Raw genomic sequence first — 15115 nt, forward strand, 5'->3', positions numbered from 1 at the left:
CCGAACCCTTCTGACTTCAGCTTAGCAACTTGGGCAGCAGAAATACAACCGCCTCCTGCGTGAGGGCTATGGGCAGCTTGTTTGGCTCACAGAGGCGAATTAGTTGAGCAAATGTCTAGCAAATGTCTTCTGTGTGGGTGGCTTGCATATTCTTAAAGTGAGCTACCCCTTGCCTCTGTTATCAGCGCAATAAAAGATATTGATAGAAGTTTATCGTTATCCCTGCTAAGAGTGTCCTTTTCATAGATAAGATTAAATCTAATTAGTCTTGTCCATAGGCGTAAGCGGGATTTATGTTGCAATCATTTGCGGACACAGTTTGGCTCATTCCTTTTTACTCGCTACTGGGGATGGGGCTGTCGCTGATTTGGTCGCCGGGGATCACCCGCAAGACCGGCCCGCGTCCAGCGGGGTATATCAATATCGTGCTCACATTCTTCTCCTTTTGCCATGCGCTGCTGGCCACGTTGGCGATCGCCGACAAACCGCCGCAGTACCTTCACTGGACTTGGTTAGAGGTGGCGGGGCTTCATTTTGATGTGCCGGTGGAAATTTCAGTCCTGACGACCACTGCTCTCATGCTCATTACGGGGCTGAATTTGATGGCCCAAGTCTTTGCCGTTGGGTATATGGAAATGGACTGGGGTTGGGCGCGGTTCTTTGCCCTGCTGGCGCTCTTTGAAGGGGGGATGGCTGCCCTTGTGCTGCTTGACTCCCTCTTTTTCAATTACGTGGTGTTGGAAATTCTCACCCTTGCCACCTACCTGCTCATTGGGCTGTGGTTTAACCAACCGCTGGTGGTGACGGGTGCCCGCGATGCCTTCCTGACGAAACGAGTGGGGGACTTGATTCTCTTAATGGGAGTTCTGGCCATCTATCCCCTTGCAGGGTCTTGGAATTACGATGATCTGGCGGCTTGGGCGGCTACTGCTACAGCCAATCCGACATTGATTACTCTGATCTGCTTAGCCCTGATTGCTGGTCCGATGGGGAAATGTGCCCAGTTTCCCCTGCACCTGTGGCTTGATGAAGCCATGGAAGGGCCGGTGCCCGCCTCGGTGTTGCGGAATGCCATTGTGGTGGCAACGGGGGCATGGGTGCTGGTCAAGCTGACCCCAGTGTTGGCACTCTCTCCTGTAGCCCTGACCGCATTACTGGTGATTGGTAGTGTCACGGCCTTAGGCGGCACCTTGATTGCCACAGCTCAGGTGGATATTAAGCGGGCGCTGTCCTATTTAGTCAGTGCTTACATGGGCTGGGTATTTATTGCGGTGGGTCTGAAAGAGCCTGGATTGGCCTTTGTGTTTGTGCTCACCTATGCGGTGGCGATGTCGCTGCTGATGATGAGTATTGGCAGCATTATCTGGAACAGCATTACCCAAGATCTGCGGTTGCTGGGGGGGCTGTGGTCACGGCGACCCATTTCCGGGATTTCATTTTTGGTGGGATCGGCAGGTTTATTGGCAGTGCCGCCCCTTGGGRGTTTTTTGCCCCAAGCAGAGCTATTGGATACCGCCTTTGCCCAGTTGCCGTGGGTGGGGGTTGTCTTGCTACTGGTGAATACCTTTGCCGCCTTTAGTTTGGGACGCACGTTCTGTCTCATTTGGGGAGGGGAGGTCAAACCCATGACGGCGCGATCGCCGGAGGTGTTTTGGCCCATGATCCTGCCCATGACAGTGAATGTGGGGGTGGTTCTGCACTTGCCGATTATGATGCGGGTCTTTGATTGGGTGATCTGGACACAGCCTTCAGTGCAAACCGCTGCCGCCTTAACCCTGACTGCCGTTGCGGGTTGGGGCTTAGCAGCGTGGATCTATTTGGGGCGAACCATTCCCAAGCCGGTGCAGTTGCCGTTACCGTCGCTACAAGACCTGCTTGCCTACGACTTTTACACCCCTAAACTTTATAAGGCAACGGTTGTTGGGGCAGTGGATGTCATCTCGCGCCTCACTGATTGGTTTGACCGCACCTTGGTGGATGGGACGGGCAATGCCTTTGGTTTGGTGACGCTGTTGGGGGGCGATCGCCTCAAGTACAGCACCACCGGTCAATCCCAAGCCTATATTCTCACCATTATTGTGGGCATTGCCATTCTTGGTATTGCCATTTGCTGGCCACTGCTGCGCTAGCTCAAATCAACATCCAGCGAGGTTCTTGCTATGCTCTTAACACTGCTGATCCTGATTCCCGCACTGGCAGCGCTGCTGATGTCGGTCTTGCCGGAACGCCTACTGCGGCCGGTGGCACTGGCTGGGGCAGCGGTTACCTTTGGCCTATCTGCTTGGCTTCTGAGTCAATTGGATCTACAGCAAGCAGGCTTACAGTTTCCAGAATTTACCCCGTGGTTGCCGCCCCTTGGGCTGAACTATTCCCTAGGGGTGGATGGTCTCTCTCTGCCGCTGATTGTCCTAGGTACATTCTTAACGCTACTCGTCATCTTTAACGGTGAGAAAAGTTCGCCACGGTTGTTTTATGGCCTTGTGTTGGTGGCCAATGCCGGGATTATTGGTGCCCTAGCGGCTCAAAACCTTCTGCTCTTTGTTCTGTTTTACGAAGTTGAACTGGTTCCCTTTTATCTGCTGATTTTAATGTGGGGGGGACAGCGCCGGGAGCGAGCGGCGGTGAAATTTCTCATTTATACAGCCATCTCCGGTATTCTCATCCTAGCCGCCTTCTTGGCCATGGGTTGGCTGACCCACGCCCCCAGCTTTGACTATGGGGATCTGCAACTGGCGGCACTTGCACCTACCACGCAAGCCATTCTTTTGGCTCTACTGGTGATTGGCTTTGGCATTAAAATTCCCCTTGTGCCCCTCCATAGCTGGCTACCGGATGCCTACGTCGAAGCCTCAACCCCCACAGCAATTCTCTTAGGGGGGATTCTGGCAAAGTTGGGCACCTACGGTCTAGTGCGTTTCGCTGTCGGGCTGTTTCCGCAAACATGGGGCTCGTTTGCCAGTGTGCTGGCGATCGTGGCGGCAGCCAGCATTCTCTACGGTGCGTTGGCGGCCATTGCTCAAAAGGACATCAAACGGATGGTGGCCTACAGCTCTATTGGTCACATGGGTTACGTCTTACTGGCGCTGGCGGCACATACCCACCTGAGTATGGTGGGGGCGATCGCCCAAATGATTAGTCATGGTCTGATCTTGGCGCTGCTGTTTTATTTAGTGGGAATTATTGAAACCAAAGTCGGCACCCGCGAACTCGATGTGCTTAACGGCTTGCTCAATCCTCTGCGGGGGTTACCCACTACCAGTGCCTTGCTGATATTAGGGGGGATGGCCAGTGCTGGTATTCCCGGCTTGGTGGGCTTTGTTGCCGAGTTTTTAGTCTTTCAAGGCAGTTATGCCATCTTTCCGATCCCTACCCTCGTTGCGGTTGTGGGAACTGGCTTGACGGCGGTTTACTTTGTTATCTTACTAAACCGTACCTGCTTTGGCCGCCTAGATAACGCCACGGCCTACTATCCGCGGGTGTTGTGGCCTGAAAAACTGCCAGCGCTAGTCTTGACCCTATTAATTCTGGTGTTGGGGGTTCAACCCACGTGGCTAGTGCGCTGGAGTGAAACCATCAGTCAGAAGCTAGTGGCAGCGATCCCCACCACAACGGAAATAGTTGCCAGCATAGCGCCATCCTTGTCCTCTACCCACAATTAACTAACGGAGAAGCCCTATGGTTCAAGCTCTTGAGCGTCCTAGCAGTGCCAAGCTCCCCCCCGTTGACCACCCCTTGGCCGACATTATTCACCGCCTCGAAGCGGGAGGGGCAATGATCCCCGATACGCCGGAAAACCTCATGAAGATCATCGGCATGTACAAGGCCTATTCCATCCCGATGGACTTTTATTGGCGAGATCTACTGTACCTGGGTGAGCGCGTTTTTATTGATCCGTTCCCGTTTTTCAAGTATTTCCCCACCAAGGACTACTTTGATCTGCTGAATCACTATGCGGGGGATACAGCGGATCTGCGGATTTGGCGCGGGCCAGCCCATGCCCATCCCGAGTTAATGGAGTTTATTGAAAAAGGGGAAACTCGCAAACTACCGCGATTGCTGCACCACCTCTGGCACGACCGCATCAACATGGAGTTTTCCGAAGATTTAGCACGTGCGATGATGTGGCACGGCATGGGGGGGCAACTGGAGATTTACCTCGACTCGGACGAGTATAAGGCCGCAGCCCACAAGGCCATTCGTGCCTATTTCAAGCGCAACCCCCTGATGTTGGCACTGCACAAGGTGTTTCCGGATCTCTTTTTGGAGCAGGCACGCCAAGCCACCTACATGAATGTGCTGGGGCTATTCTGGGAGGTAATGGCACCCGTCTTCTTTGAAATTAGCGATCGCTACGACGAGGGCAGTATTCGCAGCGTTAAGGATGCCATGAATTTCTTGGTCAATGGCATTTTTGCGATTGCGGGTCGGCCCATTTACCACCACGTCTATATTGATGACGAGGTGCATGTGCTAGTTCCTAAAGAGAAAGGCTTTATGTGGCTGTACGAGGCTGCCTTTCCCTACGTTGAGGCCGTATTTTATCGGACGGCTCCCTTCCGGGGCACTAAGTCCTACAATGCCCAAGCGAATCAGGTGCCCAGTGAGCAGGTGGATTTCCACTATGGCATTCTATTTGCGGATAAGTTCCCGGTGGGTACCGCTGGCATTCCGCCGACATTGCTCCATCAGGATATGTACCACTTTTTGCCGCAGTACCTAAGGGATCATTTCCATCAGCACTGTCGCGGTGAAGATGATATTCTGGTGCAGTTGGGGATCGCCTTCCAACGCTCGATGTACACCGTCACGTCGGCGGTACTACAGGCGACCCGGGCAGCATTTTACTATCCCCTAGATGATCCGAATCCGGAGCACTTAATGGCAAACCGTCGCTTTTTTATTGCCCAGATGGATCGCTTTATCCGTCCGCAGTACGGTATTGTCGATGCCTGCAAAATCCGCAATGTCCAAGACCCCAATTACCGTTAGCACTGCTGGGGCAATCGTGCTGCTCGATGGCGATCGCCCCCTCACTTTTTGCTAGGCTGGAAGCAAGAGTGAACTTTTGTAACGAGGTGCAACCGCTGTGGCCACTGTGGAAATCTATACTTGGTCTGCCTGTCCCTTCTGTCTTCGGGCTAAGCAACTGCTGAACCGCAAGGGGGTATCCTTTACAGAGTATGTGATTGATGGCGATGAAGCCGCACGGCAAGCGATGGCGCAGCGGGCCAATGGGCGGCGATCGCTGCCACAGATTTTCATTAACAACCAACATATTGGCGGCTGTGATGATCTCTATGCCCTTGAGGCGCAAGGGAAGTTAGACTCCCTCTTGCAGTCTGCGGCCTAGTGACTGTGTTGGTTGCCTTTATTATTGACCCTATCGCCAGTTTGGATCCTGGCCATGACACCAGTGTTGCCCTCATGGAAGCAGCGCAACAGATGGGGTTGGAGGTTTGGATTACAGAGATTTCGCAGCTTGTGATCCGCGACGGCCAAGCGTGGGCACGCCTCACGCCGGTGCAGTTGGTGCCCGCCCAACTTGTTGCGGGTCAGTGGCAAGTCTCACGGCCGTGGTTTCAGTTAGGCACACCGGAGTGGCGATCGCTAGAGGACTTTACCGCCGTTTGGATGCGCAAAGACCCACCCGTCAATAGTGCTTACCTCTATGCAACCTACTGCTTGGACTTAGTGAATCCACAGAAAACGCGGGTGCTAAATAGTCCAGCGGCACTGCGCCATGCCAATGAAAAAATGTATGGGTTGCGCTTTAGCAGTGTGATGCCCCACACCTTGGTGAGTAGCGATAAACAAGTGATTCGTGAGTTTGTCCAACGCCAAGGGACTGCTGTCCTGAAACCCTTAGGCGGTAAAGCCGGAGAAGGCATTTTATTCTTGCAGGCGGGCGATCGCAACCTCAACTCCATGATTGAAATCAGTACCCAGCAAGGACAACTGCCAGTGATGGTGCAGGAATACCTACCTGCAGCCAAAGAGGGGGATAAGCGCATCATTCTGCTGAATGGCGAGCCGATTGGGGCAGTGAACCGGATTCCCACCGGGGATGAATTTCGGGGCAATATGGCCACTGGTGGACGAGTTGCAGCGATTGATATAACTGAGCGCGATCGCCACATTTGTCAGATTTTGGCACCAAGCCTCCGCCAAGATGGCCTTTATTTTGTTGGCATTGACATTATTGGCGGTTACCTAACGGAGGKGAATGTGACCAGTCCCACCGGTATTCGTGAAATTGATCGCCTCAGCGACACACGCCTTGCTGAGCAGGTCATGGCTGGCGTGGTTGGATAGGTTTCGTGTTTCACCTCTCCCAACGGAGAGGGAACAAGACTCTTAGCTCCCTTGTATCTTAAAACTAGAGAGACAGACCGTCACCCCTTAGATGCGAGACATCGTGGAGAAGCTAGGGTCATCTCTCTGATGCAACAGGTCAAACTCGAATCATCGGTTGGGACAGTAGAACCCGCATGACGCAAGGCTGAGTAAACACCTGATTTACCCCCAGACAGGCGCAAAAGTGATATGCAGGATCAAGAACAATGGATTGGCATTGATGTGTGTAAGCGGTGGCTAGGTGTACATCTACGCCCCCAGAAGCAGAGTTTTCGCGTGAGCAACACCGCGAGTGGGATTCGCGAACTTTTGACTCACCTGTGTCCGCCTGAGGCGGTCGGTCGGGTGATTCTAGAATCCACTGGCGGCTATGAGCGGTCAGTGGCGTTGGTGCTGTCCACGCTAGCCTATCCCGTGGTCGTGATTAATGCTCGGCAAGCGCGAAACGTTGCCAAAGCTGCCAATCAACTGGCTAAAACCGATCCGGTCGATGCCGCGATTTTAGCCTGGTTTGGCGAAGCGATGAAACCGCCGATTCGCTCATTGGCCAGCGAAGCGGACGCAGAACTTCAGGACTTGGTCACCCGCAGGCGGCAACTGATAGACATCCTGACTGCTGAACAAAACCGCTTGTCAGGCTTACGCGGAACAGCCCAAGCAGATATAGCAGCTCACATTGCATGGCGCAAAGACCGCATTCAGCAACTAGACGAGCAGATCGACACCCAAATCCATCCATGTCAGCCCTGGCAGGCAAAACAGACGCGGCTGATGACGGTTCCAGGGGTGGGCAAGGTTGTTGCTGCTACCTTGTTAGCCCTGTTGCCAGACCTAGGACAGTTGTCCACTCGAAAAATCAGTGCGCTGGTGGGCGTTGCCCCATTCAACCGAGATAGTGGGCAGAAGCAAGGCAAACGCGCTATCTTTGGTGGTCGTGCTGCTGTGCGTCAACTGTTGTACATGGCAGCTTTGGTGGCGGTGCGCCATAATTCAGTGATTCGCGTCTTCTATTTCTATACTATGCAATGCCCAGAAAAGAAGTGCCTTAAATCTGCCGTGTGCCACCTCCGCGGGGAGTGATTTAGCCTCCGTTCACTGAGGTGTTTGAAGGAAGTCATGTATTTATGATAATCCTAGGGATGTTTATGCCTCGGGTCTTAAACACCCTTCATATGTATGATTGTCTCTTGTGATTGAGGACGTTGAGTACCATGGACGGTTTATTACCTGCCCTGTATTTAGGGGTGCTGATTGTATTGTTGGGGGTGTCTGCATGGTTTGTGCTGGGGCAAATTATTAAAACCCGCCGGATTGAAACCACCTTGGCGCGGCTACAACGCAAGCTCAAGCAAGAGCCGGGCACAACCCAAGAGTATTTTGAACTGGGCAGCATCTATCTCAGCAAAAAGCTAGCTACTCAGGCCATTCCCCTGCTGCAAAAGGCGCTAAAGGCAGCGGAAAATGAGCAGGAGACCTACCTAGCCCCTATTTACAATGCCCTTGGCTATGCCTACTTTATTCAGGAGCAGTACGATTTGGCTATTCGTTACTACAAGGATGCCTTGAAAAATCAGCCTGAGTACGTCACTGCGGCGAATAACCTCGGTCATGCCTACGAAAAGAAAAACCTAGCTCAGCCTGCCCTTGAGGCCTATCAGCACACCCTCAGGCACGATCCCAACAATGGGATTGCCCAGCGACGGGTCAGCTCTCTTCAAAAGCGTTTGAGTGGTGCTTCTGCTTCCTAACCCCTATTAACCAAGGTGTACACTTTCCAGTACTCAGATGCCTACACTAAAGCCAACACCTCGGTTGTTCCGTGGCTCTTCAAATTGCTTATAGACTTTGGGGTCTTGCCGCAGCCGCACGGGTTGAGGGGATAAACTGTCCTCTAATCCATCAGGATATTGCAGTTCATTGGCATTGGCAGAGGTTGAAGGTGCTGTTTGTAGGGCGGAGCGTAGATCTGGGCTGACCTCGATGGGGCCAATGGTTGCAGAGTTGGCAGAGGCGGGCAAGGTTGCAACCGTCAGTGGACTAGCGATCGCCAGTAGTGAAATGATCCATGAGTTACGCATAAATTAAAAATCCTCGAGTGATTAGCGAACGTTTTTACGTTGTTAAGGTTCAGGCAGTAGTGACTCCTAAGTGCGTCTGCGTAATACCATAAAAAGAGACAAACGCTCTATTCTTTGTATTCTTTCTTTGTATTCTAGCGATTTGCCTGTGAGACAATAGAGAGCTTTAGCTGTTCTAGACGGGAAGCCCCGCGCTGTACCTGCTAGGGGCAGCGTCGGGATGAGGGTCGCGTGAGGCGTAGGCGAACAACTTGATTTGTAACATAACAAAATTATCTGATACGGCAGAGGCGGTTGCCTGTGACAAGGGAAGCCCGCGCTCTATCTGAAGGATGAGTGTTGGATAGTTCACAAATTGCAATCAACAGCAAAAATAGACCCCTGAAACGATGGAAATAGGTCTAATCTGGCAGAAAATGGGTACGGAGAGAGAGGGATTCGAACCCTCGGTGAGTTGCCCCACACAGCATTTCCAGTGCTGCGCCTTCGACCACTCGGCCATCTCTCCTTTTTAGACAGCTTTCCTATCCTAGCAGAAGTCCTGTGTCTCTGATTCATCCCATTGCCCAAGAGAGTTTTAGGATTATTGATCACGAAATCGGTGACCACAGCCTTGATCCAGCCACCTATGCCATTTTGCGGCGGATTATCCACAGCACGGCTGATTTTGAATTTAAGGATCTGCTGTACGCGCCGGCAGCAACTGTTGCCGCCATGACTCAGGCCTTGGCCACCGGGGTGCCCATTGTTACGGATGTGCGGATGGTCACCGTGGGGATTCAAACCATGGCCAGCCGTACCTTTGCAAATCCTGTGATCACTGCCTTGGACTATGGGCAGGCACCAGCCCCGGATCAAACCCGCACTGAAGCCGGGATGATTGCCGCTTGGCAGCAGTATCCCCAGGCGCTGTTTGTGATTGGGAACGCCCCCACGGCATTAATGGCGTTGTGCGATCGCCTCCGTCAAGGATCGGTTCTGCCAGCAGGGGTGATTGGGGTGCCGGTGGGGTTTGTCAATGTGGTGGAGTCTAAAGCTGCCCTTGCAAACCTAGCTGTGCCCCAAATTCGAGTGTCTGGGCGCAAAGGTGGTTCGGCGGTTGCTGCGGCCATTGTCAATGCCCTACTGGATTTAGCGTGGCAGGAGGGGCACGCTTGAGTCCTATCCATGTGGTGGGGATCGGTCTGGAGGGCATGGCAGGTCTGGGGAGTGCTMCCCAAGCCATTATCCAGACGGCGACGCTATTGGTGGGGAGCGATCGCCACCTTGCTCTGATTCCGGAGCTTGGCATTCCGCGCCTTGAGCTACGCCAATTTAACGACAGTCTTGCTGCCCTAGAGACCCACCTGAGCACCACACCACATCCCCAAGTTGTCATTCTCACCAGTGGTGACCCTCTCTTTTATGGCCTAGGCCGCTGGCTCCTCACAGTTTTTCCAGCGGAGCAGTTGACCTTTCATCCTCACCTTACCGCCGTGCAGTTGGCCTTTAGTCGGCTCAAGCTGCCATGGCAGGATGCCGCTATCTGTAGTGCTCACGGGCGAAACCTATCGGCATTGATTCCCTTACTGCAACAAGGCACGGCCAAAATTGCCATTTACACCGATGCTGAGGCCGACATCACCGCCATCAGTGCCCTCTATCAACGCCTGAACCTGCCGGTGTCCTACCAAGCATGGGTCTGCCAAGCTTTGGGTAGCCCCCAGGAGCAGATTCTCCCTTGGGAGTTGCACCAACCACCGGTTCCCTCCCCTGAGATCCATCCTCTCAACCTGGTGGTGCTGGTACGGCAACCTCAGCAGATCCCGGCTGCCGATCTCCCCTGCTTTGGCCTAGAGGATCACCAATTCTTTAGCTTTGGCGATCGCCCCGGCCTCATGACTAAACGAGAGGTACGGGTACTGGCCTTGGCAGAATTGGCCTTGACCCCTCAAGTGCAAGTGATTTGGGATATTGGCGCTGGCACCGGCAGTGTCGCCGTAGAAATCGCCCGCCTTTTACCCCATGCCACCGTCTATGCCGTTGAAAAAACCGCCGTCGGCTATCAACTTCTGTGCCAGAACCGCGATCGCTTTGGTCTGGCGAACTTAAAACCGATTCAGGGGATAGCTCCCACCGCCTTGGATTCCCTCCCTGATCCCGATCGAGTGTTTATTGGCGGCAGCGGCACGCTGTTGGCCACCAACTTAGAGGTGGCATGGTCACGCCTGCCCCCCCAAGGCCGTATCGTCATGGCGATCGCCACCCTTGAGCACCAAGGCCAAGTTTTAGCGTGGTGTCATCAACACCATCTCAAACCACAATTCCTCCACCTGCAACTAAGCCGTTCAGTTCCCTTAGGCAGCGGACACCGCCTGCACCCCCTCAACCCCGTTACACTCATCACCGTGTCTCATCCATAAAAGTGACCATCGGGACAGATCGTGGTGGCATCACACATCGCATGGCTCAAGTCCACTCCCGTCGCCCGAAAAAAATTACACCGCTGCACCTGAGTCCCCGTTAAATCCGCCTGCTCAAGGTTGGCCTGCTGTAAATTTGCCCCCTGCAAGTTCGCTTGGCGCAGGTTAGCCGAGCGCAGATCCGCTCCTTGGAGGTTAGCTCCCGCTAAATTGGCCTGCTCGAGGTTGGCCGAGCGCAGGTTTACCCGCATCATGCGTGCCCCCTCGAGATCTGCTGCCGCTAAATTGGCTTGGTAGAGCTGGGCATCCCCCAGTTCACTCTGGCGTAGATTGGTGGCGGTGGCCACAATTCGATTCAGCTGGCAGTAGGGAAGATAAGCATTTTCTAAATTGCTATCACTAAAATCCGCATCCCCCAAGTTTGTGTCAAATAGACTCACCCCCCGCAAATCTAGCCCCCTAAAGTCCCGCTCTCCCATGGCATAGGCTTGCAGTAGCTCCTCGGCACTAAATTTCGCCATAATAATAAGTAGAGTTTTTACAGTGAAATAAGTATTCTTACTTACGTCTTTCTGACTGTAGGGGGAGTTATCAGGGAAATTCATATTACTTAATGGTTTCTTAACTTGATGAGGCAGCACAATGGCGATGGGGTTTGAGCATTCATCCTTGGCACAGCACTACCACGAGCGCACCAAGTATGCCCCAGAAACCTTAGCGCAGCAGGCTCGTGGCCTCGACTGGAGCCGCCAACCGGAACCGTTCAAAACCTATCCCTTGGGCAAGGTCTTTCCACTCAAGCCGTTCTTTAGGCAAGGGGAAACCGCCGCAGAGCGGTATTGGCAACGACTCTCGCGGCTGCTGTACTGCACCTATGGTGTAACAGCAGTGGTGCCCTATCCCGATCGCCCCTTCTTAATGCGAGCAGCCCCCTCTGCAGGGGGGCTATACCCAGCCGAAGTCTATGTCATCACCCGTACCGATCGCCTCATTCCAGCGGGGATTTATAACTACCAAGTTAAGGATCATGCCCTTGTACAGGTTTGGCAAAGTTACCACTGGTCTGGCCTTCAAGATGCTTGCCTGTGGCATCCAGCCCTTGAAGCAACTGAAGTGGCGCTGATTGTAACGGCTGTATTTTATCGCTCTGCTTGGCGCTATGGCGATCGTGCCTATCGACGCATTTGCTTAGATATTGGTCACCTACTCGGCAATGTCGAACTGGCTGCCAGCATCAATGATTTTCGCTCTCACCTCATCGGCGGCTTTGTGGACTCGCAAATCAACGATCTGCTTTACCTAGACTCAGCCCAAGAAGCGGTACTGGGGGTTGTGGTGCTCGCGGATCTACTGCAGGTGTCACAAAATCTCTCTGCCTTTCCCGCTGCCTTAGCGTCCACCGTCTGCTATGACTATGGGGCAATCCCTGATGGCGATCTCCTTGCTGCTTGTCATCAAGGGAGTGCGCTCACAAACACAGACATCATTTACGGCATGTCAAAGGTTGAAGAGACCACCGTGCCCACTCTCAACAGTGGGGGTGCCCTTCCCAACGCTGCACCGGACGATAAATACAACTTCCCCTTTGGCTTGCGGGTATCGCTGCCGCAAACCGTACTGAACTGGGATACTGGTCTAGGGGCGTTGCAACAGACAATTTTGCAGCGCCGTTCGACCCGCCAGTACAGTGGCAAGGGAATCACCCTAGATCAATTGGCGGCGCTGTTGACCTTTACCTACCATGCCGAAGCCTACCGCGACCAAGGACTGGATGAGGCCCCTAGTTTCTTTGATCTCTCATTAGTGGAAACCTTTGTTGCGGTCACTCGCGTGAGTGACTTAGAAGAGGGCTGCTACTACTACGCTGTGGCAAATCACGAACTGCGACAAATTCGCTTTAAGAATTTTCAGGAGCAACTGCACTTCCTCTGTCTCAATCAAGAGTTAGGGCGGGATGCCGCCGTCGTCATTTTCCATACCGCCAACTTAGCAGCGGCGATCGCCCGCTATGGAGAGCGTGCCTACCGCTACCTGCACATGGATGCAGGACATTTGGGACAGCGCTTGAACTTGGCGGCAACTGCTTTGGGGTTAGGGGTTAGCGGCATTGGTGGCTTTTTTGATGATCAGGTGAATGAGGTACTGGGCATTCCCGCTGACGAAGCCGTGCTCTACATTACGACGGTGGGACAGGCTGCATGACCCTGACAACCCGCGGCCACTATAGTATCAAAGCCCTCTTAGACCTGAGCTTACAGCCGCAGTATGGCCCGTCCTCAGTGCGTGCCATTGCCGAGCGCCAAAATATTCCCGCTCCCTATCTAGAAAAACTATTGATCGAACTGCGGCGTGCCGGCCTAGTGCGATCGCTGCGGGGGGTCTATGGTGGCTATCAACTAGCTCGTCCCCCGCAACAGATTTCACTGCGGCAGATTCTTCTTGCGGTGGGTGAGTCCCCTCAGCCTCTTTTTTTGCAGCCGCCGGAGCCTGACGCTGCTACCGCTGACTGGGTCACCCTGAGTCTCTGGCAGCAACTGCACCAAAAACTACAGGATGCCCTTGACAGTATTTCCCTTGAAGATTTGTATTTTGATGCCCGTAGTTGGCAAGCCGCCCAAGGAGATGGTGCTACCTTTGTAGTCTAGGCCGTCATCGGGAACCCCATGACAACGCCCACGCATCATCGAGCATGGCTGATTATTCGCGAGTATGGGCAACCCAAACGCGACGTTGCTCTCACCCCCGATCGCCAGTGGACCATTGGTCGCCAAAAAGATTGCAGCATTATCCTTCGCGATCGCTATGTCTCGCGAGTCCACGCTGTTATTAATAGTTTTCTTTTCGCCAACCAGCCCCTTTATTTCATTGCTGATTACCACAGCCGCAATGGAACCTTAATCAATGGCTTGCTCATCAGGCACAGCACCTTGTTGCACCACGAAGATGTGATCGGCATTGGCAGGGCGTTACTGGTCTTCTACTATCCAGAGATGTTCAACGAGATCGATGCCTCGATGCTCTCTCAACTCAATAAAGTTTCCACCAGCAGTGTCCCCTGGGTCGGCTAAGGTCGTTGACAGACCCAGCTCAAAAGTCTATGATGTAAAGTTGCTGAATTTGCACGGAACAGGTTCACCAAGAGGACAATGCGCCCTCACCTGCACGGCAAGGAGTTACTTTAGGTCCCCTATGGCATACGCAATTATTGAAACCGGTGGCAAGCAACTGCGAGTCGAAGCCGGGCGGTTTTATGATGTGGAGCGGTTAGCGCTTGACCCCGACAGCACCATTGATATTGAGCAAGTATTACTCGTGCAAACCGATGCTGGCGTTCATGTTGGCCAACCCTACGTTAGTGGAGCTGTTGTTACCGGTACAGTGTTGCAGCATCGCCGTGCCCCCAAGGTAATTGTCTATAAAATGAAGCCCAAGAAAAAAACGCGGAAAAAACAAGGGCATCGCCAAGAATTAACCCGCATCATGATTAACGAGATTCGCCTCAATGGTGAAGCCCTGAATTCAAATAGCTAGGAGGTTACCATGGCACATAAGAAAGGAACTGGCAGTACCCGTAATGGTCGTGACTCCAATGCCCAACGCCTTGGGGTGAAGCGATTTGGTGGCGAAGTGGTCAAAGCTGGCCATATCCTTGTGCGGCAGCGGGGCACTAAATTCCATCCGGGCGTGAACGTGGGGCGTGGCAGTGATGATACACTGTTTGCCACCATTGCTGGCGTTGTCACCTTTGAGCGCTATGGCAAAACGCGTAAGCGGGTTAGTGTTTACCCCCTAGCAGAGAATCGCGCTGTTTAGCTTGTGGGGGGTTGGGGGTAGATAAGCCCCGCACTGTACCGTGGCTCCCCGACGAAGCGAGAAGCCCGCACTCTAAGCGAGTTGTGTTGACAGGCGATTGCTTTGACATCGAAGCCACTCAATTAGAATCTGGAGTTGATGGGTTCTGTCCCTTGCCGCGGCGGTTCAAGTGTTGCAATTGCAACACGGTCGCGATGACCCGAACCAAGCGGCCAGTGTGGTCTTAAAAGCGAGCGACCTCTAGGAATCAGAGTTCTATTCAAAGGACTGCAAAGTTTGACATACTCCCCATGCCTAAAGGCAGGGGATTCTTGTTCTTGGTTCTGCGACAGCACTTATCGCATCAGGTTGCCCTGCTACAACAGCGGTGCTTATCTCCCCAAGCGTTCCCCCTTGCGGGGCAGTTCCCTTTTGCCCAAAGGTACTGTTAAACCAACCAAAAAAACTTAGGTTGTTTTCTAGCCGTTA

At 53.3% G+C, this 15115-nt stretch carries 16 protein-coding genes and 1 tRNA gene; 14 read left to right on the top strand and 3 right to left on the bottom strand.

Annotation, left to right across the window (positions count from 1 at the left end):
• The first annotated feature begins 293 nt into the window (after window positions 1-293).
• From L5470_RS02440 to L5470_RS02470, 7 genes are all read left to right on the top strand, one after another.
• Window positions 294-2129 carry an NAD(P)H-quinone oxidoreductase subunit F gene (locus L5470_RS02440; RefSeq protein ID WP_499497924.1) on the top strand — a complete coding sequence of 612 codons (1836 nt, stop codon included), beginning with the start codon at window positions 294-296 and terminating at the stop codon, window positions 2127-2129.
• 30 nt (window positions 2130-2159) lie between these two features.
• Window positions 2160-3659: an NADH-quinone oxidoreductase subunit M gene (locus L5470_RS02445; protein WP_499497926.1), complete on the top strand. Its 1500-nt coding sequence runs from the start codon at window positions 2160-2162 to the stop codon at window positions 3657-3659.
• A gap of 16 nt (window positions 3660-3675) precedes the next feature.
• Window positions 3676-4989: a CO2 hydration protein gene (locus L5470_RS02450; protein WP_499497928.1), complete on the top strand. Its 1314-nt coding sequence runs from the start codon at window positions 3676-3678 to the stop codon at window positions 4987-4989.
• Between the two features lie 97 nt (window positions 4990-5086).
• Window positions 5087-5350 (top strand): glutaredoxin 3, encoded by a 264-nt coding sequence (gene grxC / locus L5470_RS02455; RefSeq protein WP_099799295.1) that lies wholly within the window; start codon window positions 5087-5089, stop codon window positions 5348-5350.
• A 5-nt stretch (window positions 5351-5355) separates the two neighbouring features.
• Complete coding sequence (gene gshB, locus L5470_RS02460; protein ID WP_499497959.1) at window positions 5356-6312, top strand: glutathione synthase; 957 nt, start codon at window positions 5356-5358, stop codon at window positions 6310-6312.
• A gap of 231 nt (window positions 6313-6543) precedes the next feature.
• Entirely contained in the window at window positions 6544-7434 is an 891-nt protein-coding gene (locus L5470_RS02465; RefSeq protein WP_499497931.1) for an IS110 family RNA-guided transposase, read from the top strand.
• Between the two features lie 131 nt (window positions 7435-7565).
• Window positions 7566-8102 carry a tetratricopeptide repeat protein gene (locus L5470_RS02470; protein ID WP_099798244.1) on the top strand — a complete coding sequence of 179 codons (537 nt, stop codon included), beginning with the start codon at window positions 7566-7568 and terminating at the stop codon, window positions 8100-8102.
• A 33-nt stretch (window positions 8103-8135) separates the two neighbouring features.
• On the opposite strand, the gene L5470_RS02475 is transcribed toward L5470_RS02470, so the two are convergent.
• Window positions 8136-8432, bottom strand: coding sequence for a hypothetical protein (locus L5470_RS02475; protein ID WP_099798245.1), 297 nt, complete (start codon window positions 8430-8432; stop codon window positions 8136-8138).
• Window positions 8433-8855: 423 nt separating this feature from the next.
• Window positions 8856-8940: transfer RNA gene (locus L5470_RS02480), tRNA-Ser, on the bottom strand.
• A 35-nt stretch (window positions 8941-8975) separates the two neighbouring features.
• Between L5470_RS02480 and L5470_RS02485 the strand changes: the two genes are divergently transcribed.
• Together L5470_RS02485 and cbiE are read left to right on the top strand one after the other, a co-directional pair.
• The gene (locus tag L5470_RS02485) at window positions 8976-9590 is read left to right on the top strand and encodes a precorrin-8X methylmutase (protein WP_499497935.1); all 615 of its coding nucleotides are present in this window, start codon (window positions 8976-8978) and stop codon (window positions 9588-9590) included.
• Window positions 9587-10834: a precorrin-6y C5,15-methyltransferase (decarboxylating) subunit CbiE gene (gene cbiE, locus L5470_RS02490; protein WP_499497937.1), complete on the top strand. Its 1248-nt coding sequence runs from the start codon at window positions 9587-9589 to the stop codon at window positions 10832-10834. Before L5470_RS02485 ends, cbiE begins: the two co-directional genes overlap by 4 nt.
• On the opposite strand, the gene L5470_RS02495 is transcribed toward cbiE, so the two are convergent.
• The gene (locus tag L5470_RS02495; RefSeq protein ID WP_198406134.1) at window positions 10825-11355 is read right to left on the bottom strand and encodes a pentapeptide repeat-containing protein; all 531 of its coding nucleotides are present in this window, start codon (window positions 11353-11355) and stop codon (window positions 10825-10827) included. The genes cbiE and L5470_RS02495 overlap by 10 nt on opposite strands.
• Before the next feature lie 121 nt (window positions 11356-11476).
• Here L5470_RS02495 and L5470_RS02500 point away from each other — a divergent pair, with 121 nt between their 5' ends.
• From L5470_RS02500 to rpmA, 5 genes are all read left to right on the top strand, one after another.
• The gene (locus L5470_RS02500; RefSeq protein WP_227517539.1) at window positions 11477-13036 is read left to right on the top strand and encodes a SagB/ThcOx family dehydrogenase; all 1560 of its coding nucleotides are present in this window, start codon (window positions 11477-11479) and stop codon (window positions 13034-13036) included.
• Window positions 13033-13479, top strand: coding sequence for an Rrf2 family transcriptional regulator (locus L5470_RS02505; protein ID WP_099798248.1), 447 nt, complete (start codon window positions 13033-13035; stop codon window positions 13477-13479). Before L5470_RS02500 ends, L5470_RS02505 begins: the two co-directional genes overlap by 4 nt.
• An 18-nt stretch (window positions 13480-13497) precedes the next feature.
• Window positions 13498-13902 carry an FHA domain-containing protein gene (locus tag L5470_RS02510; protein ID WP_448514185.1) on the top strand — a complete coding sequence of 135 codons (405 nt, stop codon included), beginning with the start codon at window positions 13498-13500 and terminating at the stop codon, window positions 13900-13902.
• A 121-nt stretch (window positions 13903-14023) separates the two neighbouring features.
• The gene (rplU, locus tag L5470_RS02515; RefSeq protein ID WP_099798249.1) at window positions 14024-14365 is read left to right on the top strand and encodes a 50S ribosomal protein L21; all 342 of its coding nucleotides are present in this window, start codon (window positions 14024-14026) and stop codon (window positions 14363-14365) included.
• A gap of 9 nt (window positions 14366-14374) precedes the next feature.
• The gene (gene rpmA, locus L5470_RS02520) at window positions 14375-14647 is read left to right on the top strand and encodes a 50S ribosomal protein L27 (RefSeq protein ID WP_099798250.1); all 273 of its coding nucleotides are present in this window, start codon (window positions 14375-14377) and stop codon (window positions 14645-14647) included.
• Window positions 14648-15115: the final 468 nt, after the last annotated feature.

Origin of the sequence: Synechococcus sp. PCC 6717 (assembly GCF_022698185.1) — a bacterium.
GTDB classification, from domain to species: domain Bacteria; phylum Cyanobacteriota; class Cyanobacteriia; order Thermosynechococcales; family Thermosynechococcaceae; genus Thermosynechococcus; species Thermosynechococcus lividus.

Bases quoted from the DNA above. Each gene is read 5' to 3' on its own strand.
- L5470_RS02475 (WP_099798245.1), bottom strand. From the start codon at position 8,432: ATGCGTAACTCATGGATCATTTCACTACTGGCGATCGCTAGTCCACTG.
- L5470_RS02510 (WP_448514185.1), top strand. From the start codon at position 13,498: ATGACAACGCCCACGCATCATCGAGCATGGCTGATTATTCGCGAGTAT.
- L5470_RS02465 (WP_499497931.1), top strand. From the start codon at position 6,544: ATGCAGGATCAAGAACAATGGATTGGCATTGATGTGTGTAAGCGGTGG.
- L5470_RS02470 (WP_099798244.1), top strand. From the start codon at position 7,566: ATGGACGGTTTATTACCTGCCCTGTATTTAGGGGTGCTGATTGTATTG.
- rplU (WP_099798249.1), top strand. From the start codon at position 14,024: ATGGCATACGCAATTATTGAAACCGGTGGCAAGCAACTGCGAGTCGAA.
- L5470_RS02505 (WP_099798248.1), top strand. From the start codon at position 13,033: ATGACCCTGACAACCCGCGGCCACTATAGTATCAAAGCCCTCTTAGAC.
- rpmA (WP_099798250.1), top strand. From the start codon at position 14,375: ATGGCACATAAGAAAGGAACTGGCAGTACCCGTAATGGTCGTGACTCC.
- L5470_RS02445 (WP_499497926.1), top strand. From the start codon at position 2,160: ATGCTCTTAACACTGCTGATCCTGATTCCCGCACTGGCAGCGCTGCTG.
- L5470_RS02495 (WP_198406134.1), bottom strand. From the start codon at position 11,355: ATGGCGAAATTTAGTGCCGAGGAGCTACTGCAAGCCTATGCCATGGGA.
- L5470_RS02500 (WP_227517539.1), top strand. From the start codon at position 11,477: ATGGCGATGGGGTTTGAGCATTCATCCTTGGCACAGCACTACCACGAG.
- L5470_RS02450 (WP_499497928.1), top strand. From the start codon at position 3,676: ATGGTTCAAGCTCTTGAGCGTCCTAGCAGTGCCAAGCTCCCCCCCGTT.